General features: G+C 70.8%; 19 protein-coding genes and 2 pseudogenes. 13 read left to right on the top strand and 8 right to left on the bottom strand.

Annotated features, from left to right (window positions below; genetic code table 11):
- Nucleotides 1–21 precede the first annotated feature (21 nt).
- From ybeY to ACWDZ4_RS03600, 3 genes are read left to right on the top strand one after another with little or no spacing between them, the layout of a single operon-like run.
- Nucleotides 22–519: an rRNA maturation RNase YbeY gene (gene ybeY, locus ACWDZ4_RS03610; RefSeq protein WP_451506805.1), complete on the top strand. Its 498-nt coding sequence runs from the start codon at nt 22–24 to the stop codon at nt 517–519.
- Entirely contained in the window at nt 516–1,802 is a 1,287-nt protein-coding gene (locus tag ACWDZ4_RS03605) for a hemolysin family protein (RefSeq protein WP_451506804.1), read from the top strand. Before ybeY ends, ACWDZ4_RS03605 begins: the two co-directional genes overlap by 4 nt.
- Nucleotides 1,799–2,155 (top strand): MmcQ/YjbR family DNA-binding protein, encoded by a 357-nt coding sequence (locus tag ACWDZ4_RS03600; RefSeq protein ID WP_451506803.1) that lies wholly within the window; start codon nt 1,799–1,801, stop codon nt 2,153–2,155. Before ACWDZ4_RS03605 ends, ACWDZ4_RS03600 begins: the two co-directional genes overlap by 4 nt.
- Here the strand turns inward: ACWDZ4_RS03600 and ACWDZ4_RS03595 are convergent.
- Nucleotides 2,138–2,443 (bottom strand): annotated as a pseudogene (locus ACWDZ4_RS03595) (MFS transporter); the annotation flags it as partial. The gene ACWDZ4_RS03600 and the pseudogene ACWDZ4_RS03595 overlap by 18 nt on opposite strands.
- On the opposite strand from ACWDZ4_RS03595, the pseudogene ACWDZ4_RS03590 reads away from it, so the two are divergent.
- The 3 genes and pseudogenes from ACWDZ4_RS03590 to era all read left to right on the top strand — a co-directional run.
- Nucleotides 2,408–3,250 (top strand): annotated as a pseudogene (locus ACWDZ4_RS03590) (helix-turn-helix transcriptional regulator); the annotation flags it as partial. The pseudogenes ACWDZ4_RS03595 and ACWDZ4_RS03590 overlap by 36 nt on opposite strands.
- A 30-nt stretch (nt 3,251–3,280) precedes the next feature.
- Complete coding sequence (locus ACWDZ4_RS03585; protein WP_451506891.1) at nt 3,281–3,643, top strand: cytidine deaminase; 363 nt, start codon at nt 3,281–3,283, stop codon at nt 3,641–3,643.
- 141 nt (nt 3,644–3,784) lie between these two features.
- The gene (era, locus tag ACWDZ4_RS03580; protein WP_451506802.1) at nt 3,785–4,735 is read left to right on the top strand and encodes a GTPase Era; all 951 of its coding nucleotides are present in this window, start codon (nt 3,785–3,787) and stop codon (nt 4,733–4,735) included.
- A gap of 109 nt (nt 4,736–4,844) precedes the next feature.
- Here the strand turns inward: era and ACWDZ4_RS03575 are convergent, their stop codons facing one another.
- Nucleotides 4,845–5,111, bottom strand: coding sequence for a protealysin inhibitor emfourin (locus ACWDZ4_RS03575; RefSeq protein ID WP_451506801.1), 267 nt, complete (start codon nt 5,109–5,111; stop codon nt 4,845–4,847).
- A gap of 26 nt (nt 5,112–5,137) precedes the next feature.
- Complete coding sequence (locus ACWDZ4_RS03570; RefSeq protein ID WP_451506800.1) at nt 5,138–6,196, bottom strand: M4 family metallopeptidase; 1,059 nt, start codon at nt 6,194–6,196, stop codon at nt 5,138–5,140.
- 295 nt (nt 6,197–6,491) lie between these two features.
- On the opposite strand from ACWDZ4_RS03570, the gene leuA reads away from it, so the two are divergent.
- The 3 genes from leuA to ACWDZ4_RS03555 all read left to right on the top strand — a co-directional run bounded on the left by leuA (nt 6,492) and on the right by ACWDZ4_RS03555 (nt 10,672).
- Nucleotides 6,492–8,249: a 2-isopropylmalate synthase gene (leuA, locus tag ACWDZ4_RS03565; RefSeq protein WP_451506799.1), complete on the top strand. Its 1,758-nt coding sequence runs from the start codon at nt 6,492–6,494 to the stop codon at nt 8,247–8,249.
- 236 nt (nt 8,250–8,485) lie between these two features.
- On the top strand, nt 8,486–9,838 hold the full coding sequence (locus ACWDZ4_RS03560) for a choice-of-anchor A family protein (RefSeq protein WP_451506798.1): 1,353 nt from the start codon (nt 8,486–8,488) through the stop codon (nt 9,836–9,838).
- 177 nt (nt 9,839–10,015) lie between these two features.
- Entirely contained in the window at nt 10,016–10,672 is a 657-nt protein-coding gene (locus ACWDZ4_RS03555; protein ID WP_451506797.1) for a TerB family tellurite resistance protein, read from the top strand.
- Between the two features lie 132 nt (nt 10,673–10,804).
- Here the strand turns inward: ACWDZ4_RS03555 and ACWDZ4_RS03550 are convergent, their stop codons facing one another.
- Nucleotides 10,805–12,178, bottom strand: a complete 1,374-nt coding sequence (locus tag ACWDZ4_RS03550; protein WP_451506796.1) for an FAD-dependent oxidoreductase — start codon at nt 12,176–12,178, stop codon at nt 10,805–10,807.
- A 645-nt stretch (nt 12,179–12,823) separates the two neighbouring features.
- On the opposite strand from ACWDZ4_RS03550, the gene recO reads away from it, so the two are divergent.
- The 3 genes from recO to ACWDZ4_RS03535 are packed head-to-tail and all read left to right on the top strand — an operon-like array spanning nt 12,824 to nt 14,987.
- On the top strand, nt 12,824–13,570 hold the full coding sequence (gene recO, locus ACWDZ4_RS03545; RefSeq protein ID WP_451506795.1) for a DNA repair protein RecO: 747 nt from the start codon (nt 12,824–12,826) through the stop codon (nt 13,568–13,570).
- Nucleotides 13,571–13,596: 26 nt separating this feature from the next.
- Entirely contained in the window at nt 13,597–14,424 is an 828-nt protein-coding gene (locus ACWDZ4_RS03540) for an isoprenyl transferase (protein WP_344497443.1), read from the top strand.
- 44 nt (nt 14,425–14,468) lie between these two features.
- Nucleotides 14,469–14,987: a YcxB family protein gene (locus tag ACWDZ4_RS03535; RefSeq protein ID WP_451506794.1), complete on the top strand. Its 519-nt coding sequence runs from the start codon at nt 14,469–14,471 to the stop codon at nt 14,985–14,987.
- A 66-nt stretch (nt 14,988–15,053) separates the two neighbouring features.
- Here ACWDZ4_RS03535 and ACWDZ4_RS03530 read toward each other — a convergent pair whose 3' ends face one another.
- The 4 genes from ACWDZ4_RS03530 to ACWDZ4_RS03515 form a co-directional block, all read right to left on the bottom strand.
- Complete coding sequence (locus tag ACWDZ4_RS03530; protein ID WP_028813525.1) at nt 15,054–15,473, bottom strand: Fur family transcriptional regulator; 420 nt, start codon at nt 15,471–15,473, stop codon at nt 15,054–15,056.
- A 65-nt stretch (nt 15,474–15,538) separates the two neighbouring features.
- The gene (locus ACWDZ4_RS03525) at nt 15,539–16,453 is read right to left on the bottom strand and encodes a metal ABC transporter permease (RefSeq protein ID WP_451506793.1); all 915 of its coding nucleotides are present in this window, start codon (nt 16,451–16,453) and stop codon (nt 15,539–15,541) included.
- Between the two features lie 3 nt (nt 16,454–16,456).
- Nucleotides 16,457–17,230 (bottom strand): metal ABC transporter ATP-binding protein, encoded by a 774-nt coding sequence (locus tag ACWDZ4_RS03520; protein WP_451506792.1) that lies wholly within the window; start codon nt 17,228–17,230, stop codon nt 16,457–16,459.
- Nucleotides 17,231–17,265: 35 nt separating this feature from the next.
- Nucleotides 17,266–18,261, bottom strand: coding sequence for a metal ABC transporter substrate-binding protein (locus tag ACWDZ4_RS03515; RefSeq protein ID WP_451506791.1), 996 nt, complete (start codon nt 18,259–18,261; stop codon nt 17,266–17,268).
- Nucleotides 18,262–18,417: 156 nt separating this feature from the next.
- Between ACWDZ4_RS03515 and ACWDZ4_RS03510 the strand changes: the two genes are divergently transcribed.
- On the top strand, nt 18,418–19,803 hold the full coding sequence (locus ACWDZ4_RS03510; RefSeq protein WP_069928840.1) for a glycine--tRNA ligase: 1,386 nt from the start codon (nt 18,418–18,420) through the stop codon (nt 19,801–19,803).
- The last annotated feature ends 248 nt before the right edge of the window (nt 19,804–20,051 follow it).

Raw genomic sequence — 20,051 nt, 5'->3', positions numbered from 1 at the left:
AGCAGGGGTAGAACCAGCACCATGTCGATCGACGTCAACAACGAGTCCGGAACCGAGGTCGACGAGCAGGCGATCCTCGACATCGCCCGCTACGCACTCGCCCGGATGCGGATCCACCCGCTCTCCGAGCTCTCGGTGATCGTCGTGGACACGGCCGCCATGGAGCAGCTCCACATCCAGTGGATGGACCTCCCGGGCCCGACCGATGTCATGTCCTTCCCGATGGACGAACTGCGTCCGCCGTCCAAGGACGACGAGGAGCCCCCGCAGGGGCTCCTCGGTGACATCGTGCTCTGCCCCGAGGTCGCCAAGAAGCAGGGCGAGGACGCCCAGACGCAGCACTCCATGGACGAGGAGCTCCAGCTCCTCACCGTCCACGGCGTGCTGCACCTGCTCGGCTACGACCACGAGGAGCCGGACGAGAAGGCCGAGATGTTCGGCCTCCAGGCGGCCATCGTGGACGGCTGGCGATCGGAGAAGGGCCTGACCGGTCCGTCCCCCGCGCCGACCGTTTCATGACCGCGCAACTGGTCACGGGCGCGGTCCTCCTCGTCGTGGTCGCCTGGCTGGCGGCCTGCGCCGAGGCCGGCATCGCCCGCGTCTCCACCTTCCGGGCCGCCGAGGCCGTACGGTCGGGCCGGCGCGGCGGCGCCAAGCTGGCGCAGGTCGCCTCCGACCCGACCCGCTACCTGAACGTGGCCCTGCTGATGCGGGTGGCCTGCGAGATGGCCGCCGGGGTCCTCGTCACGTACGCCTGCCTGCGGGAGTTCGACACGACCTGGGAGGCGCTGACCGTCGCCATCGTGGTGATGGTCCTCGTCTCGTACGTCGCCGTCGGCGTCTCCCCGCGCACCATCGGCCGCCAGCACCCCATGAACACGGCGACCGCCTCCGCGTACGTCCTGCTGCCCCTCGCCCGCGTCATGGGCCCCGTCCCGCAGCTGCTGATCCTCATCGGCAACGCGCTGACCCCCGGCAAGGGCTTCCGCAAGGGCCCCTTCGCCAGCGAGGCCGAGCTGCGCGCGATGGTCGACCTGGCCGAGCAGGAGTCCCTGATCGAGGACGACGAGCGCCGCATGGTGCACTCCGTCTTCGAGCTCGGCGACACGCTCGTGCGCGAAGTCATGGTCCCCAGGACCGACCTGGTCTCCATCGAGCGCTTCAAGACGATCCGCCAGGCCCTCACCCTCGCCCTGCGCTCCGGTTTCTCCCGCATACCGGTGACCGGCGAGAACGAGGACGACATCGTCGGCATCGTCTACCTCAAGGACCTGGTCCGCAGGACCCACATCAACCGCGACTCCGAGTCCGAGCTGGTCTCCACCGCGATGCGCCCCGCCGTCTTCGTCCCCGACACGAAGAACGCGGGCGACCTGCTGCGCGAGATGCAGCAGGAGCGCAACCACGTCGCCGTCGTCATCGACGAGTACGGCGGCACGGCCGGCATCGTCACCATCGAGGACATCCTCGAAGAGATCGTCGGCGAGATCACCGACGAGTACGACCGCGAACTGCCGCCCGTCGAGGAGCTGGACGACGGCTGCTACCGGGTGACCGCCCGGCTCGACATCGGCGACCTCGGCGAGCTCTTCGGCTTCGACGAGTTCGACGACGAGGACGTGGAGACGGTCGGCGGGCTGCTCGCCAAGGCGCTCGGCCGGGTGCCGATCGCGGGCGCGTCCGTGACGGTGGACCTGCCCGACGGCCGCGCGCTGCGCCTGACCGCCGAGTCCCCGGCCGGCCGCCGGAACAAGATCGTCACGGTACTGGTGGAGCCGGAGGAGAAGAAGGAGGCGGCATGACGCCGCAGGAACTCAGGGCGTTCTGTCTGGACTTCGCCGGGGCGGCCGAGGAGTTCCCCTTCGGCCCCGAGACCTCCGTCTTCAAGGTCCTCGGGAAGCTCTTCGCGCTCAGCGCCCTGGACGCCGAACCGCTCACGGTCAATCTCAAGTGCGACCCGGAGATCGCCCTGAGGCTCCGCGCGGAGCACGAGGAGATCGTCCCCGGGTGGCACATGAACAAGCGCCACTGGAACACGGTCACCGTCGACGGGCAGCTCCCGGACCGCATGGTCCGGGAGCTGATCGAGGACTCGTACGACCTGGTGGTGGCCGGCCTGCCGAAGGCGGAGCGCCTGCGGCTCGACCGGGCCTGACCGCTCCTTCCTCCTCCGCGGCCCCGCACCCACCGCCACCGCCGCCACCAGCACGATCACCGCGTCCACGGCGAGCACGGTGCGTACGCCGCCGAAGAGCGTCCCCCGCGTCGTGGCCGGCACACCGAGCAGCGGGATGCCGACCGTGAGGCCGACCTGCTGGGCCGTGGTGACCGGACCGGCCGTCAGGCCCTGCTCCCCGTCCGGCACCCCGGACGTCACGACCAGTCCGTACGAGATGATCGCGCCCAGGTGGCACGCCTGCGCGAGTTCCTCCTGAGCAGGAGCGCCCGGATCAGCCCCGCGGAGGCGGGACTCGCGGGCGGCGGAGCGCGGCGGCGCACGCCCGGACTGCGCCGCGAGGGGGTCGCGGTGCTCGCGGGCGTCGGCGTCTCCTGGTACCAGTGGCTGGAGCAGGGCAGGGCCATCACCGTCTCGCCGCAGGTGCTCGACCCGGTGGGGCGGGTGCTGCGGCCGAGCAGCGCGGAACGCCGTCACCCGTACGTCCTGGCCGGGCTCGACCCGCCCGCGCCGGAGGCCGATCCGCGCTACGCCGACATGTGCGAGGGGCTGCACCGGCTGATCGACACGTGGTTGCCGTACCCCGCGCACCTCATGGACGCGTACGGGAACGCGGTCATGTACGACGACGCGGCCGGGGCGGTCCCCGGCACGCGGCCGGGGATCACCCGGAACTGTCTGGTCGCCTTCTTCACCGACCCCCTCTACCGCGCGAGGACGGAGAGCCGGCAGCAGAACGCGGCCCATGTCGCCGCCCAGTACCGGGCGGCCTGCTCCGAGCGCCCCGGCGACGACGGGCCGCGCGCGGTCGCCGACGAGGTGGGGGAACTCTCCCCGGAGTTCGCCGAACCGTGGCAGCGGCGCGACATCGCGCCCGGCGGCCAGGTCCGCAAGGAGAGGGAACACCCCGTCGTCGGCACGCTGGTCGTGGAGTCGGCCCGGCTGCGGATCCCGGCCCGCCCCGACCTGGCGATCGTGCTGCACACGCCGCTCCCGGAGGCGGACACGGCGGCGAAGGCGGAGTGGCCGGCCTCGCCGGAGGGGCGGCGCGGGTCGATGCACCCGGTCGCGGGATGTCCGGGGTCCGCTCCCTATGCTCTGGGCATGACTGAGACCACTGCGAGCGCCGAGCTCGACGCCGAGGACCGCAAGATCATCACGCTGGCGCGGAGCGCGCGTGCCCGCAACGGGGTGCCGGAGGGGGCGGCCGTACGGGACGAGACGGGACGTACGTACGTCGCCGGAACCGTCGCGCTGGACTCCCTCCAGCTCAGCGCGGTGCGCACCGCGGTCGCGATGGCCGTCGCGAGTGGCGCGAAGTCGCTGGAGGCGGCGGCGGTCGTGACCGAGGCGGACACGGCCTCGGAGGAGGACCGGGCGGCGGTGCGGGACCTGGGCGGCCCCGGGACGCCGGTGCTGGTGGCGGGGCCGGACGGAGCGCTGCGGGTCAGCGTCACCGCGGGCTGACGGGGTCCGGGGCGGCGCCCCACGCGGCGGAGCCGCACCGTGCCGCAGCGGGGAGTGGCGGGCGGGGGCGAGCGGGTGGAAAGCCCCGCGGGGCCACCGCCCGAGCCGCACTGGTCGGCCCTGCGGCGTACATCGGGGAGAATGGCACGCATGAGCGCTCGCACCCAGTCTTCCGAGGCCCCCCACCGGGCCGGCTTCGCCTGCTTCGTCGGCCGCCCCAACGCGGGCAAGTCCACCCTGACGAACGCTCTGGTCGGCCAGAAGGTGGCCATCACCTCCAGCCGCCCGCAGACCACGCGTCACACCGTGCGCGGCATCGTGCACCGCCCCGACGCGCAGCTGATCCTGGTCGACACCCCGGGGCTCCACAAGCCGCGCACGCTGCTGGGCGAGCGGCTCAACGACGTCGTGCGGACCACCTGGGCCGAGGTGGACGTGATCGGTTTCTGCCTGCCCGCCGACCAGAAGCTCGGCCCCGGCGACAAGTTCATCGCCAAGGAGCTCGCGGGCATCAAGAAGACGCCGAAGATCGCGATCGTCACCAAGACCGACCTCGTCGACTCCAAGCAGCTCGCCGAGCAGCTCATCGCCATCGACCAGCTCTCCAAGGAGCTCGGCTTCGAGTGGCAGGAGATCGTTCCGGTCTCCGCCGTCAGCGGCAGCCAGGTCTCGCTCCTCGCCGACCTGCTGATCCCGCTGCTGCCCGAGAGCCCGCCGCTCTACCCCGAGGGCGACCTCACCGACGAGCCGGAGATGGTGATGGTCGCGGAGCTGATCCGCGAGGCCGCCCTCGAAGGCGTACGGGACGAACTGCCGCACTCCATCGCGGTCGTCGTCGAGGAGATGCTGCCGCGCGAGGACCGCCCGGCGGACAGGCCGCTGCTGGACATCCACGCGAACGTCTACATCGAGCGCCCCAGCCAGAAGGGCATCATCATCGGCCCCAAGGGCCAGCGCCTGAAGGACGTCGGGACGAAGTCGCGCAAGCAGATCGAGGCACTGCTGGGCACCCCGGTCTTCCTGGACCTGCACGTGAAGGTCGCGAAGGACTGGCAGCGCGACCCGAAGCAGCTGCGCAAGCTGGGGTTCTGAGCCGGCGGCCCTGTCCGGCCGACGCCGGGCGCCCCTTGCTTTCCGGGCGCTCGGGTCCCTTCCCGCACGGCCCCTTCCCGCACGGCCCCTTCCCGCACGGCGCCTTCCCTCAGGCCCCTTCCTTCAGGACCTGCGAGATCAGCCGGCTCTGCGCCTCGGTCAGCCGCGGATCCGCGCAGTACACGGTCGTGCCGTCGACCGTGATCTGGTAGCTGAACCCGTCCGGTACGCCGACGGGCGGCGTGGCCCGGCCCTCGGCGACCGCCTCCTCGGCCAGGGTCTGCCACTCGCCCGCGTCGGCCCGTCCGGAGGTGTCCACCTCGGCGTACCGTTCGATGCCGGCGAATCCGCCCGTGCGCCTTACCCCAATCCGCATGGGTTCCGTTCTAGTACGGATACGGCTCAGCCGGTAGGCACCCCGACCCGGGACCATGCTTTCAGCAGCGCCTCCCGTTCCGCGCCGTCACCGAAACGGGCGTGCGCGGCCGCCACGGTGGCCCGCGCGAAGTCGGCGAAGCCCGCGTCCGCCCGGAGGCTCCCGGCGGTCAGGGTGTCGTACCAGATCTGCCCCGCCCGCTCCCACGCCCTGCCGCCGAGGGCGGTGGCGAGCAGGTAGAAGGCGTGGTTGGGGATGCCGGAGTTGATGTGGACACCGCCGTTGTCCCGGGAGGTGTGGACGTAGTCGTCCACCGTCGCGGGCTGCGGGTCCTTGCCGAGCAGGTCGTCGTCGTACGCCGTGCCGGGCGCCTTCAGGGAGCGCAGGGCCACTCCGGCGACCCGCTCGGTCAGCAGGCCCGCGCCGATCAGCCAGTCGGCCCGGTCGGCGCTCTGGTCGTCGACGTACTGCTTGACCAGGGAGCCGAAGACGTCGGACACGGACTCGTTGAGCGCGCCGGACTGGCCGAAGTACGTGAGGTCGGCCGTGTACTGCGTCATGCCGTGGGCCAGCTCGTGGGCGATGACGTCCACGGGGAGGGTGAAGTCGCGGAAGATCTCGTCACCGTCGCCGAAGACCATCTGCTCGCCGTCCCAGAAGGCGTTTCCGTAGTTCTCGCCGTAGTGGACGCTCGCGACGAGCGGCAGACCGTTGCCGTCGACCGAATCGCGGCCGAACGCCTTCAGCAGCAGCTCGAAGGTCGCGCCGAGACCGGCGTACGCCCGGTTGACGGTCGCGTCCGGGTGGGGCTCGTCGCCCTCGCCGCGCACCTTGCGGCCCGGCAGGCTCTGGAGGTGCTCCACGTCGTGGACGGTGCGGTGGGGTGTGCGGGCGGCCGCGTCCCCGGGCGGGGCGGTCCGTGTGGCCCCGAGCACCGGGGCGAACTGGCGGCGGGCGCGCTGTGCGGCGTCCGCCTCGAGGGTCCGGCGGGCGGGGCCCGCGAGCGCGGGGTCGTCGGCCCGGGCCAGCTTGTCGAGGACGTGGGGCGGCACGATGGTGCAGAGAACGGGACGCGTGGCCTTCATGACGGCAATGTGGCACTGCGTAATCCCCATGTCGTCCCCTGTCACCGGGATTGACGAAATCGAGTGAAGGATCACTCTCAACCCCTTATCGGCAACCGGTCCCGCATACTGATACAGGACCGGCGTTTCCGGCGTCCCTGGGCTAGGCTGCGGCACATCATGCGTTACGGGCTGCTCCTCCTTAGCTGCCGCGGTGAGGGTCTGTAGTCATAGGCCGACCCCCTCCCCGCGGAGTCTGGTGCTGCAGCGACACCGTCGGCCGTCCCCTCCGCAGGACACCGAGGAGCCCCACGCGATGAACGCCCCTGTTGGACGCCCCACGCCGATCACCAACGCGACGCAGCTGCAGAAGCCGTCCGGGATGCCGGTCCACAAGTACGGTTCGTACGAGGCCGTCGAGATCCCCGACCGCACCTGGCCGGACCGGCGGATCACCAAGGCACCCCGCTGGCTGTCCACCGACCTGCGCGACGGCAACCAGGCCCTGATCGACCCGATGTCCCCCGCCCGCAAGCGCGAGATGTTCGACCTGCTGGTGCGCATGGGCTACAAGGAGATCGAGGTCGGCTTCCCCTCGTCCGGCGAGACCGACTTCAACTTCGTACGCTCCATCATCGAAGAGGGCGCGATCCCCGAGGACGTGACGATCTCCGTCCTGACCCAGGCGCGCGAAGAGCTGATCGAGCGGACCGTGGAGTCGCTGGTCGGCGCCCGCCGCGCCACCGTGCACCTGTACAACGCCACCGCGCCGACCTTCCGCCGCGTCGTCTTCCGCGGCTCCAAGGAGCAGGTCAAGCAGATCGCCGTGGACGGCACGCGGCTGGTCATGGAGTACGCCGACAAGCTGCTGGGCCCGGAGACGGTCTTCGGCTACCAGTACAGCCCGGAGATCTTCACCGACACCGAGCTGGACTTCGCGCTGGAGGTCTGCGAGGCCGTCTGCGACGTGTGGAAGCCGGAGGAGGGCCGGGAGATCATCCTCAACCTGCCCGCCACCGTGGAGCGTTCGACCCCGTCCACGCACGCGGACCGCTTCGAGTGGATGTCCCGCCACCTGTCCCGGCGCGCGTACGTCTGCCTGTCCGTGCACCCGCACAACGACCGGGGCACCGCCGTCGCCGCCGCCGAGCTGGCGATCATGGCGGGCGCCGACCGCATCGAGGGCTGCCTGTTCGGGCAGGGCGAGCGCACCGGCAACGTCGACCTGGTCACCCTGGGCATGAACCTCTTCTCCCAGGGCGTCGACCCGCAGATCGACTTCTCGCAGATCGACGAGATCCGCCGCACCAGCGAGTACTGCAACCAGATGGAGGTCCACCCGCGCCACCCCTACGCGGGCGACCTGGTCTACACCGCCTTCTCCGGCTCCCACCAGGACGCCATCAAGAAGGGCTTCGACGCGATGGAGGCCGAGGCGGCCGCCGCCGGCAAGACGGTCGACGAGATCGAGTGGGCCGTCCCGTACCTGCCGATCGACCCGAAGGACGTGGGGCGTTCGTACGAGGCGGTCATCCGGGTCAACTCGCAGTCCGGCAAGGGCGGCATCGCGTACGTCCTGAAGAACGACCACAAGCTGGACCTGCCGCGCCGCATGCAGATCGAGTTCTCCCGGATCATCCAGGCCAAGACGGACGCCGAGGGCGGCGAGGTCACACCGAAGGCGATCTGGTCGGTCTTCCAGGACGAGTACCTGCCCAACCCGGACAACGCCTGGGGGCGCATCCAGCTGCGCTCCGGGCAGACCACCACCGACACGGACGGCCAGGACACGCTGACCGTGGAGGCGGTCGTGGACGGCGTCGACACCGTGCTGACCGGCACCGGCAACGGCCCGATCTCGGCCTTCTTCGAGGCGCTGGGCGCGGTCGGCGTGGACGCCAGGCTGCTGGACTACCAGGAGCACACGATGAGCGAGGGCGCGAGTGCCCAGGCCGCGTCGTACATCGAGTGCGCGATCGACGGCAAGGTGCTGTGGGGCATCGGCATCGACGCCAACACCACGCGCGCCTCGCTGAAGGCGGTCGTGTCGGCGGTGAACAGGGCCACGCGCTGAGGGGACCCCGGTCCTCGCACCTCGTACGGGCGGACGCCGGGCGGGCCGATTCTTCGGCCCGCCCGGCGTCTTGGTGGGTGAGGTGCGTCACGGCTTGAGGTTCGCTCAAGGAAGATCATGGGCTGATGCCCGGATTCCTAGCATATGAGGGTAGTTGACGGTACATCAGGGGATGGCGGAAGGTCGGCCCAGTCCACTCGGACGTCTCTTCGCACCTGCCTGACCTGCAGTTCCGCATGCGTACGTCCGCTGTCGCCGCCGTGCTCGCGGTGACCGGCTCCCTCGCCGTCGCCTGGGCCCCCGCCGCCACTGCCACCCCTTCCTGCGCGACGGACCCGCTCGGCGCGGCCGGCCGCTACGCCGAGTTCGTCGAGGGGGACTCGACCCGCTTCTCGGACTCCGAGGGCGCGGTGGCCGTGGGCGGTGACGCGTACTTCGGCGACGGCGCGAGCAACCAGGGCTTCTCGGTCGGCGGCAAGCTGACCGACGCCGACGTGAACGCCCTGCCGGGCGGGAAGAGCCTCGTCGTGGGCGGCACGCTCAACGCCAACCAGGTCGTCATCGCGAAGGGGGCGGGCGTCTACGGCAGGCTCGTCGACAAGAGCACCGGCAACTTCGCCGTCGACGGCACGCACGCACAGGGTGCTTCGCCCGTCGACTTCGCGGCCGAGTTCACCACGTTGCGCTCGCTGTCCAAGAGCTGGGCGGCCCTCACGCCCAACGGCTCCGCCGCCCGCCCCGAGGGCTCCACGTCGCTGCTGCTGACCGGCGACGACGCCGAGCTGAACGTCTTCGCGGTCAACGCCTCCGACCTCCAGCGGGCCGCCGAGATCAACCTCAAGGTGCCCGCGGGCTCCTCCACCGTCGTCAACGTCCTCGGCGCGTCGTACGACATGAACTCCGCACCCACCTACGGCGTGAACCTCTTCGACCCGCAGGCGGGCGCCTTCGTCCAGGACGACTACGCGGCGGGCAGCGCGGCCTTCAAGGACATCCGCTCCAAGCTGCTGTGGAACTTCCCGCAGGCGGCCGAGGTGGTGAAGAACTACACCTCCTGGCCCGGCACGGTCTTCGCGCCGAACGCCAAGGTCGAGCTCGGCCGCAAGCAGGGGACGGGCGGCGAGTCGGGTCCCGGTCACGTCAACGGCTCGGTCGTCGCCAGGGAACTCGTCTCCGTACCGGGCGCCGAGACCCACCGGATGGCCTTCACCGGCTGCCTGCCGGCCGGCGAGACCCCCGGTGAGCCGATCGTCCCGGCCCCGGTCCCGACGCCGACGCCCACCGAGATCCCCGAGCAGCCCAAGCCGGAGCCGGAGCCCGAATCCACGCCGGAGCCGCAGTCCACGCCGGACGCCTCCGGTGCGCCGGCCCCGGAGGAGTCGAAGACCCCGGACGCCGCGGCGCCCTCCGAGCCCTCGGACCGGACCCGGGCCCCCGAGCCCTCCCAGGACGGCCCCGAGGGCGACCTGGCCACCACCGGCAGCTCGATCGGCCCCGGCGTCATCGGGATCGCCGCCGCCGCGGTCCTGGCCGGTGGCGGACTCGTCGCGTACTCGGTGCGCCGCCGCCGCGCCCAGGCCGGTTCCTGACCTCACGTTTTGCCCGGCCCCGTCCACCCGAACCGGTGGGCGGGGCCGTCACTTGTCGTGGCGGGGTACTGACGCCGCATCACTGATGTGGCTAACATCACGTCAAAGCGGCAGTGTTGCCGGATATGGAGGTGCGACGTGCTGCCAGTTCGAGGGCGGAGACGATACGTATGGGGCATGAGCACCGCTTGGAGCACCGTCGGTGACGGTGACTTCTTCTGCCCCGGCTGCGGCGGCGACCGCAACTACCGCCGCCGCACGGGCCGCAGGCGCCTCACCCTCCTCGGTGTCCCGCTGCTGCCGCGCGGCTACGAGGGCCCGGTCGTCGAATGCGCCGCCTGCCGGCACCACTTCAGCACCGACGCGCTCGACCACCCCACCTCCGCCCGCCTCTCCGCGATGCTGCGCGACGCCGTCCACACCGTCGCCCTCGCCGTACTCACCGCGGGCGGCACCTCCTCCCGCACGGTCAGGGTGACCGCCGTCGCCGCGGTGCGCGCGGCCGGATTCGACGACTGCACCGAGGACCAGCTCACCACCCTCATCGACGCGCTCGCCGCCGACACCGGGCGACTTCCCGGGGCGTACGAAGGGGTCGGCGAGCCCTGCGGCGCCGCGCTCGCCATCGAACTGCACGAGGCACTCGGACCGCTGGCCCCGCACCTCGCGCCCGGCGGCCGCGAATCGATTCTGCTCCAGGGCGCCAGGATCGCCCTCGCCGACGGCCCGTACAGCCCGGCCGAGCGCGAGGTGCTGACGATCGTGGGCGGCGCGCTGCTGATCCGCCCCGAGGACACGGTCCGGCTGCTGGAGACCGCCCGCACGCCGTCCTGAACCGTCCGCCGTTCACCGCTGCCCTGCTCCCCGGCGAGCAGTGCAGCGGTGAACGGCCGGCGGCCCCGACGGCCTGACCGGCCGTGGACGCCGGGTCCTCGCCCTGGCCGCCCGGGGCCCGGTCCGCCCGGCTCAGTCCTGAGCCGGGGCCTCGCTCGCCCGCAGCATCGCCTCGCGGTCGACGATCTTCACGCGCTCGCGTCCCTCGGCGGCGCCCAGCGCGCGCTCGGCGCTGTCGAGGTGGTGCCACCCCTCCCACGTCGTGTACGCCACGCCCTTGGCCGCGAGGAAGTCCACCACGGCGTCCTCGGCGGGCGCGGCGGGCGCCGGCAGACGGCCCGCGCCGTGGTCCGCCAGCAGGTTGGCGACGGTCTCGTTGGCGTCGCCCTTGGTGTGGCCGATGAGGCCGACGGGACCCCGCTTGATCCATCCCGTGACGTACGTCGACGTGAGGTGCTCGCCCGCCTCGACGACGCGGCCGCCCTCGTGCGGAACGGTGCCGGTGGTGAAGTCGAAGGGCAGCTTGGGCAGCTCGTCGGAGAGGTAGCCGACCGCCCGGTAGACGGCCTGCACGTCCCACGTCTGCGTCTCGCCGGTTCCGGTGACGTTGCCCGTGCCGTCGAGGCGGGTCCGCTCGGTGCGCAGTCCGACGACCCTGCCGTCCTCGCCGACGACCTCGGTGGGCGACTCGAAGAAGTGCAGGAAGAGCTTGTGGGGCCGGTCGCCGACGTCCCGGATCGCCCAGTTCTCCAGCGTTTTGGCGACCATGTCGGCCTGCTTGTTGGCGCGGCGGGTGGCGATGCTGCCCTCGTCGTAGTCGATGTCCTCGGGGTTGACGATGACTTCGATGTTCGGGGAGTGGTCGAGCTCGCGCAGCTCCATCGGGCTGAACTTCGCCTGCGCGGGGCCGCGCCGCCCGAAGACGTGGATCTCGCGCGCCTTGTTGGCGGCGAGGCCGTCGTAGACGTTCGGCGGGATCTCGGTGGACAGCAGCTCGTCGGCGGTCTTGGCGAGGATGCGGGCCACGTCCAGGGCGACGTTGCCGACGCCGAGGACGGCGACCTTCTCGGCCTCCAGCGGCCAGGTGCGCGGGACGTCCGGGTGGCCGTCGTACCAGGAGACGAAGTCGGCGGCCCCGTACGAGCCGTCCAGCCCGATGCCGGGGATGTCCATCGCCCGGTCGGCGCTCGCGCCGGTGGAGAAGATCACCGCGTCGTAGAACGCGCGGAGGTCGTCCAGGCCGATGTCGGACGGGTAGTCGACGTTGCCGAAGAGGCGTGTCTGCGGCTTGTCGAGGACCTGGTGCAGGGCGGTGATGATGCCCTTGATGCGGGGGTGGTCGGGCGCGACGCCGTAACGGATCAGGCCGAAGGGCGCGGGCATCCGCTCGAAGAGGTCGATGGAAACGCCGGGCTCGGAGGCCGCCTCGGATTTCAGCAGGGCGTCGGCGGCGTAGATCCCGGCGGGTCCGGCACCGACGATCGCTATCCGCAGGGGGCGGGGCATGGGGGTTCCCTTCGAGCGGCGACAACTGGACAACTGTCTCAAGCGTCACCCTAGGCAAGAAAATACCCGGCCAGGTACCTGACCCCTCCCTATGACCTCATAAGCGGTACTTATGACTTCTCATAGGCCGCCTTGACGGGGGCGGGCTGCCGCATGTGTTGGCCATGGGTTAACCCCCTTGTGGTGCCGACGGGTTGTAGAGCATGTCGTCCTGCCGATTTCGGATACGTGCCCTCAAGGTGGAGGGAGAAAAGGGAAAAGGGTAAGAAAGAGGCTTGCATGGTGTCAAAGGGAATGGAAGAAGGCGATTTCGTCATCGATACGCGCACCGGGAGCGTGGGGTGCGTCAGGGGGAACGAGGGGCCGCGGCTTCGGCTCCGGCCCGTCGGCGGCGGACGGGAATGGGACTGCCCTTCCGGTGACGCGCGTCCCGCCACCCTCGCCGAGACGATGCACGCCAAGGTCGCGGCGGCCAATGCCCTCAGCCGGCGTGGGCGGTGACCGGAGGGGACGCGGCCCGGTGACATGGACCCGGTGGCACAGACCCGGTGGCATGGGCCCGGCGGCACAAGCCCTGTGACGTACGCCATGCACCGCGGGGCCCGGCGAGGCGAGTGCGGCCGTGCGGTGGGCGAGAATGGACGTATGAGTCTGTTCCGCGACGACGGCATCGTGCTGCGCACCCAGAAGCTGGGCGAGGCGGACCGGATCATCACGCTGCTCACCCGCGGTCACGGACGGGTACGCGCCGTCGCGCGCGGGGTCCGGCGGACCAAGTCGAAGTTCGGGGCCCGCCTGGAGCCCTTCTCGCACGTCGACGTGCAGTTCTTCTCGCGCGGCAGCGAGCTGGTCGGGCGTGGGCTGCCGCTGTGCACGCAGGGCGAGATCATCGCCCCGTACGGCGGCGGCATCGTCACGGACTACGGCCGCTACACCGCCGGTACGGCGATGCTGGAGACCGCCGAGCGGTTCACCGACCACGAGGGCGAGCCCGCCGTACAGCAGTACCTGCTGCTCGTCGGCGCCCTGCGCACCCTCGCCCGCGCCGAGCACGCCCCCCACCTGATCCTGGACGCCTTCCTGCTGCGCTCGCTGGCCGTCAACGGCTACGCGCCCAGCTTCACCGACTGCGCGCGCTGCGGCCTCGACGGGCCGAACCGGTTCTTCTCGGTGGCGGCCGGCGGCGTCGTGTGCGGCGACTGCCGGGTGCCCGGAAGCGTCGTACCCTCGGCGGAGGCCGTCGGTCTGCTCAGCGCGCTGCTCACGGGGGACTGGGAGACCGCGGACAGCTGCGAGGCCCGGCACGTCAGGGAGGGCAGTGGGCTGGTGTCGGCCTATCTGCACTGGCACTTGGAACGCGGACTGCGCTCGCTGCGGTACGTGGAGAAGTAGAGAAGTGGATCGAGGGAGAAGAGCTCATGGCGCGACGCGGGATTCTCGGCCGTAACCGGCGCGAATACAAGACGCCGGAACCGCACCCGTCCGGTGCGCGGCCGCCGAAGATCCCCGGCGAGCTGGTTCCGGAGCACGTGGCGATCGTCATGGACGGCAACGGCCGCTGGGCGAAGGAGCGCGGACTGCCGCGCACCGAGGGCCACAAGGTCGGTGAGGGCGTCGTGCTCGACGTGCTCAAGGGCTGCCTGGAAATGGGCGTCAAGAACCTCTCCCTGTACGCCTTCTCCACCGAGAACTGGAAGCGCTCGCCCGAGGAGGTGCGCTTCCTGATGAACTTCAACCGGGACGTCATCCGCCGCCGCCGTGACGAGATGGACGAACTCGGCATCCGCATCCGCTGGACCGGCCGCATGCCGAAGATGTGGAAGTCCGTCGTCCAGGAGCTCCAGGTCGCCCAGGAGCAGACCAAGGACAACGACGCGATGACGCTGTACTTCTGCGTCAACTACGGCGGGCGCGCGGAGATCGCGGACGCGGCGCAGGCGATCGCGCGCGACGTCGCGGCGGGCAGACTCGACCCGTCGAAGGTCAACGAGAAGACCCTGGCGAAGTACCTGTACTACCCGGACATGCCGGACGTCGACCTCTTCGTGCGCCCCAGCGGCGAGCAGCGCACGTCCAACTACCTGATCTGGCAGAGCGCGTACGCCGAGATGGTCTTCCAGGACGTCCTGTGGCCCGACTTCGACCGCCGCGACCTGTGGCGCGCCTGCGTCGAGTACGCCTCCCGCGACCGCCGCTTCGGCGGCGCCGTCCCGAACGAGGAGCAGCTCGCCGCGGGCAGCATGTAGGGCGGCGCGGAGCCGCCGGGACGGCGTGGCCAGGCTCCCGCCCCATGGATGACCAGGGGCGGGACGCGATCGAGGTCGCGGAGAGGGGCGAGCTGACCTACCGGCCGACGCGCGGCGACATTCCGGCGGGCATCCGGGTGCGCGACCGCGTGCGGCGGATCAACGTGCTCCGGGGGGCGCTGATCGCGGGCCTGGGCCTGCTGCCGGCGATGAGACCGGGCGGCGCGGGGGCGATGAACGTCCTCGTGTACGGACTGCTCGTCCTGCTCGTGTGGTCGATTCCGCACCTTCAGGCCCACCACGTGCTGCGCATGGTGCGGTGGCAGGGCGAATACCGTACGACGGTCACCGGGGCGGGTGTGTCGGCCGCCGTCGAGCACGCGGCCCTGACCGTGCGCCGGCCGCTCTTCCGGGGCTACCGGGAGACCGGCGGCCACCTCGTCCTGCTCGGCGGCGACCCGAACGTCCTGTGCCTGGAGGTCCTGCCCAAGCGCGGGCTCGGGGCCCCGGGGGACGTCGACCGGCTGCGGGCGATCCTCGACCGGAACCTGCGGCGGCTGTGAGGCGCCCCGGTACGAGTGCGGGCCCGCACCGGGAGTCATCCGGTACGGGCCCGCACTCGTACGGCCTCAGACGCTCGCCGCGCACTCCACGCACGTGCCGAAGATCTCCACGGTGTGGGCCACGTTCACGTAGCCGTGCTGGGCGGCGATGGCCTCGGCCCACTTCTCCACCGCGGGGCCCTCGACCTCGACGGCCTTGCCGCACACCCGGCACACCAGGTGGTGGTGGTGCTCGCCGCTGGAGCAGCGCCGGTACACCGCCTCGCCCTCACTGGTGCGCAGTACGTCCACCTCGCCGGCGTCGGCGAGGGACTGCAGGGTGCGGTAGACCGTCGTCAGCCCGACCGAGTCGCCCCGGTGCTTGAGCATGTCGTGAAGCTCCTGCGCGCTGCGGAACTCGTCCACCTCGTCGAGCGCGGCCGCTACGGCGGCCCGCTGGCGGGTGGACCGGCCACGCACCGGGGATGGGGTTCCCGCAGTCGTCACAGGTGCCTCCTCTGGTCGCCCGTACGTATGCCGGGCCATTCTGCCAGGTCGTTGCCGACCGCCGGTCAGACCTTCACGTCGTCAGCGGGGCGCCGGGTGTCCGGCAGGCCGCCCGCCTCCACGCTACAGCCGCCCGCGGACCCGGTCTCCGCCCCGCCCAGGGCCCGTGCCCGGCGCCTCGCGAGGGGAGCGGCCAGCGCGGTCAGTACGAAGAAGGCGGCGATGGCCAGCAGCACGATCGTCGCGCCCGGCGGCACTTCGTACTCGTACGAGGCCACCGTGCCGGCCAGCGTCACGACCGTGCCGATGGCCACGGACAGGACGAACGTGACCTTGAACGACCGGGTGATCTGCTGCGCCGCCGCCACCGGCACCACCATCAGCGCGCTGACCAGCAGCAGCCCGACGACGCGCATGGCGACGGTGACCGTGACGGCCGCGGTGACCGCGATCAGCAGATTCAGGGCGCGCACCGGCAGACCGGTCACCCGCGCGAACTCCTCGTCCTGACTGACCGCGAAGAGATGGCGCCGCAGACCGACAGTGACCAGCATCACAAAAGTGGCGAGCAGGCAGATCGCGACGACGTCCGCGTCCGAGACCGTCGACAGCGAACCGAAGAGGTACGAGGTGAGGTTCGAGTTGGAGCCGCCCGGCGCGAGGTTGATCAGCAGGACACCGCCCGCCATGCCGCCGTAGAAGAGCATGGCCAGCGCCATGTCGCCGCGCATGCGTCCGTACCAGCGGATCAGCTCCATCGCGACGGCGCCGGCGATCGAGACGAGCGCGGCCATCCACACCGGGTTGGCGCTCAGCAGGAAGCCGAGGCCGACGCCGGTCATCGCGACGTGGCCGATGCCGTCGCCCATCAGGGCCTGGCGGCGCTGCACGAGGTAGATGCCGACGGCGGGGGCGGTGATGCCGACGAGGACGGCGGCGAGCAGGGCCCGCTGCATGAAGGCTGTTTCGAGGATTTCCATCAGTCAGGTCAGCAGTCCTGTGCGGACGGGCTCGGAAGCCGCGTGCGGGTGTACGTGGTCGTGGCCGGGCAGCGCGTGCTGGCCCAGGGACTCCGGGGGCGGCCCGTCGTGCGTGACGCAGCCGTCGCGCAGGACCACCGCGCGGTCGATCAGCGGCTCCAGGGCGCCGAGTTCGTGCAGGACGAGCAGCACGGTCGTACCGGCCGCCACCTGCTCGCGCAGGGTCGCCGCGAGGATCTCCTGGCTGTTCAGGTCCACGCCCGCCATCGGCTCGTCCATGATCAGCAGTTCCGGCTCGGCGGCGAGGGCCCGCGCGATGAGCACGCGCTGGTGCTGGCCGCCGGAGAGGGCGTTCACGGAGTCCTTGGTGCGGTCCGCGAGCCCGACGAGTTCGATGGCGCGGTGCACGGCGGCGCGGTCGGCCTTGGAGGGCCAGCGCAGCTTCGCGCGGGAGAGGCGGCCGGAGGAGACGACCTCGTACACGGTCGCGGGAACGCCGCTCGCAGCCGTGGTGCGCTGCGGTACGTACCCGACGCGCGACCAGTCGCGGAAGCGGCGCAGCGGCGTACCGAAGAGGTCGACGGTGCCGCCGGTGAGTGGCACCTGGCCGATCACGGAACGTACGGCCGTCGACTTGCCGGAGCCGTTGGCGCCGAGCAGGGAGACGACCTCACCGCGGTGCACGGCGAGGTCGACGCCGCGCAGCACGGGGCGCGAGCCGAGGGTGGCCGTGGCGCCGCGCAGGGATATCACGGGCTGCTCTGGCTCTGGCTTCATGGCTCGCGCCTCCGGTGCTGCTGGGGTGATCTGCTTCACTTCGCGCCGAGGGCCTTCTCCAGCGCGGCGAGGTTGGACTCCATGACCTCGATGTAGTCAGCGCCCTCGGACTTGTCCGTGATTCCCTCCAGCGGGTCCAGGACGTCGGTCTTGAGGCCGGCGTCGCCCGCGAGGGTCCTGGCGGTCTTGTCGCTGGCGAGCGTCTCGAAGAAGACCGTGGTGACCCTGTCCTGCTCGGCGATCTTCTGGAGGTCCTTCATGCGGGACAGGCTGGGCTCGGAGTCGGGGTCGAGGCCGCTGATGCCTTCCTGCGTGAGGTCGTAGCGCTCGGCGAGGTAACCGAAGGCGGCGTGGGTGGTGATGAAGGTCCTGGTGTCGGTGTTCTTCAGGCCCTTCTCGAACTTCGCGTGCAGGCCGTCGAGCTTGCCGACCAGGGCGGCGGTGTTCTTCCTGTACGCGGCGGCGTTGTCGGGGTCGGCCTTCTCCAGGGCCTTGCCGACGCCCTCGGCGACCTCGGAGTACTTCACGGGGTCCAGCCAGACGTGGGGGTCGCCGGCGGCGCCGGCGTGGTCGTGCCCGTCCTCGGCGGCGTGCTCGTCGGCGTGTTCCCCGCCCTCGTCCTCGTGCTCGGCGTGGCCGGCCTCGGTGCCGTGCTCTTCGAGGTGGGTGAGGCCGGCGGCGTCGACGGTGTTCTTCACACCGGACTGCGCGACGGCCTCGTCGACGGCGGGCTGGAGGCCCTTGAGGTAGAGGACGAAGTCGGCTTCGCCGAGCCCGGCGGTCTGCTTCGGGCTGAGCTCCAGGTCGTGCGGCTCCACGCCGGGCTTCGTCAGGGTCGATACGGCGACGTGCTCGCCGCCTATCTCCTCGGCCAGGTACTGCAGGGGATAGAACGACGCCACCACGTCGAGTTTGCCGTTGCCGTCCTTGTCGGCGGCGCCGGAGGAGGAGCAGGCGCTCACGGCCATCAGGCCGAGGGCGACGGCTCCGGCGGTCGCGGCGGTGGGTATGAGGCGTCGTCGTACGTTCATGACACCCATTTTCAACAAAACTGGAAACGATTGTCAATAATGCCGGGTGTGATCCGGGCCCGGCCCCCTTACCGGGATACCGATTTGATCCGGGGGGTGTGAGCGCCGGTAATCTGAATCATTCGCGTTCGTCGTCGTCGTAATGAAGAGAGCACCGTGGCCGCCGACAAGATCGACACCATCGTCAGCCTGAGCAAGCGCCGTGGCTTCGTCTACCCGTGCAGTGAGATCTACGGCGGCTCCCGGGCCGCCTGGGACTACGGACCGCTGGGTGTCGAACTCAAGGAGAACATCAAGCGCCAGTGGTGGCGCTCCATGGTCATCGCGCGCGAGGACGTGGTCGGTCTCGACTCCTCCGTGATCCTGGCGCCCGAGGTCTGGGAGGCGTCCGGTCACGTCGCGACGTTCTCCGACCCGCTCACCGAGTGCACCGCCTGCCACAAGCGTCACCGCGCGGACCACCTGATCGAGGCGTACGAGGCCAAGCACAACGGCCGCGCCCCCGAGAACGGTCTGGCCGACGTCAACTGCCCGAACTGCGGCACCAAGGGCCAGTTCACCGAGCCCAAGCAGTTCTCCGGCATGCTGGAGACGCACCTCGGCCCGACCCAGGACACCGGCTCGCGCGCGTTCCTGCGTCCCGAGACCGCGCAGGGCATCTTCACCAACTTCGCCCAGGTGCAGCAGACTTCCCGCAAGAAGCCGCCGTTCGGCATCGCGCAGATGGGCAAGTCCTTCCGGAACGAGATCACTCCGGGCAACTTCATCTTCCGCACGCGCGAGTTCGAGCAGATGGAGATGGAGTTCTTCGTCAAGCCGGGCGAGGACGAGCAGTGGCAGGAATACTGGATGGAGCAGCGCTGGAGCTGGTACCGCGAGCTTGGTCTCCGTGAGGAGAACATGCGCTGGTTCGAGCACCCGGCGGAGAAGCTCTCCCACTACTCGAAGCGCACCGCGGACATCGAGTACCGCTTCAACTTCGGCGGCAACGAGTTCTCCGAGCTCGAGGGCGTGGCCAACCGCACCGACTTCGACCTCAAGGCCCACTCCAAGGCTTCCGGCCAGGACCTGTCGTTCTTCGACCAGGAGGCCGGCGAGCGCTGGACCCCGTACGTCATCGAGCCGGCGGCCGGCGTGAACCGCGCCATGCTCGCCTTCATGCTCGACGCGTACATCGAGGACGAGGCCCCGAACGCCAAGGGCGTCATGGAGAAGCGCACCGTGATGCGCCTCGACCCGCGCCTGGCGCCGGTCAAGGTCGCCGTCCTGCCGCTGTCCCGCAACCCGCAGCTGTCGCCGAAGGCCAAGGGCCTGGCGACCGACCTGCGCAAGAACTGGAACATCGAGTTCGACGACGCGGGCGCCATCGGCCGCCGCTACCGCCGTCAGGACGAGATCGGTACGCCGTTCTGCGTGACCGTCGACTTCGACACCCTCGACGACAACGCGGTGACGGTGCGCGAGCGCGACACCATGAAGCAGGAGCGCGTCTCGCTGGACCAGATCCAGTCCTACCTGGGCGGCCGCCTCCTCGGCTGCTGACCTGCTGACGCTGTCCGGGCGTACGCGTACGCGTACGCCCCCGAGACCCCGGTTCCGCACGGCGGAGCCGGGGTCTTCGCGTTCACCGGCCGGGGCCGGGCGGCGGGAAACCTGGTGACCGGCGGCGCCGCGGCCCGGTACTCTCACAAGCATGTTCTTCCAGATCTACGAGTGAGCGCGCGGCGGGTCCCACGTCCGCCCCCCACCAGACGAATCCGCAGATCACTTCTCACCACTTCGGGAGAACC

Source organism: Streptomyces sp. NPDC003016 (genome assembly GCF_053591455.1).
This window is presented reverse-complemented; position numbering and strand designations above follow the sequence as displayed.

Coding starts and splice junctions, on each gene's coding strand:
- ybeY (WP_451506805.1), top strand. CDS start 22: ATGTCGATCGACGTCAACAACGAGTCCGGAACCGAGGTCGACGAGCAG.
- ACWDZ4_RS03605 (WP_451506804.1), top strand. CDS start 516: ATGACCGCGCAACTGGTCACGGGCGCGGTCCTCCTCGTCGTGGTCGCC.
- ACWDZ4_RS03600 (WP_451506803.1), top strand. CDS start 1,799: ATGACGCCGCAGGAACTCAGGGCGTTCTGTCTGGACTTCGCCGGGGCG.
- ACWDZ4_RS03585 (WP_451506891.1), top strand. CDS start 3,281: ATGACTGAGACCACTGCGAGCGCCGAGCTCGACGCCGAGGACCGCAAG.
- era (WP_451506802.1), top strand. CDS start 3,785: ATGGCACGCATGAGCGCTCGCACCCAGTCTTCCGAGGCCCCCCACCGG.
- ACWDZ4_RS03575 (WP_451506801.1), bottom strand. CDS start 5,111: ATGCGGATTGGGGTAAGGCGCACGGGCGGATTCGCCGGCATCGAACGG.
- ACWDZ4_RS03570 (WP_451506800.1), bottom strand. CDS start 6,196: ATGAAGGCCACGCGTCCCGTTCTCTGCACCATCGTGCCGCCCCACGTC.
- leuA (WP_451506799.1), top strand. CDS start 6,492: ATGAACGCCCCTGTTGGACGCCCCACGCCGATCACCAACGCGACGCAG.
- ACWDZ4_RS03560 (WP_451506798.1), top strand. CDS start 8,486: ATGCGTACGTCCGCTGTCGCCGCCGTGCTCGCGGTGACCGGCTCCCTC.
- ACWDZ4_RS03555 (WP_451506797.1), top strand. CDS start 10,016: ATGAGCACCGCTTGGAGCACCGTCGGTGACGGTGACTTCTTCTGCCCC.
- ACWDZ4_RS03550 (WP_451506796.1), bottom strand. CDS start 12,178: ATGCCCCGCCCCCTGCGGATAGCGATCGTCGGTGCCGGACCCGCCGGG.
- recO (WP_451506795.1), top strand. CDS start 12,824: ATGAGTCTGTTCCGCGACGACGGCATCGTGCTGCGCACCCAGAAGCTG.
- ACWDZ4_RS03540 (WP_344497443.1), top strand. CDS start 13,597: ATGGCGCGACGCGGGATTCTCGGCCGTAACCGGCGCGAATACAAGACG.
- ACWDZ4_RS03535 (WP_451506794.1), top strand. CDS start 14,469: ATGGATGACCAGGGGCGGGACGCGATCGAGGTCGCGGAGAGGGGCGAG.
- ACWDZ4_RS03525 (WP_451506793.1), bottom strand. CDS start 16,453: ATGGAAATCCTCGAAACAGCCTTCATGCAGCGGGCCCTGCTCGCCGCC.
- ACWDZ4_RS03520 (WP_451506792.1), bottom strand. CDS start 17,230: ATGAAGCCAGAGCCAGAGCAGCCCGTGATATCCCTGCGCGGCGCCACG.
- ACWDZ4_RS03515 (WP_451506791.1), bottom strand. CDS start 18,261: ATGAACGTACGACGACGCCTCATACCCACCGCCGCGACCGCCGGAGCC.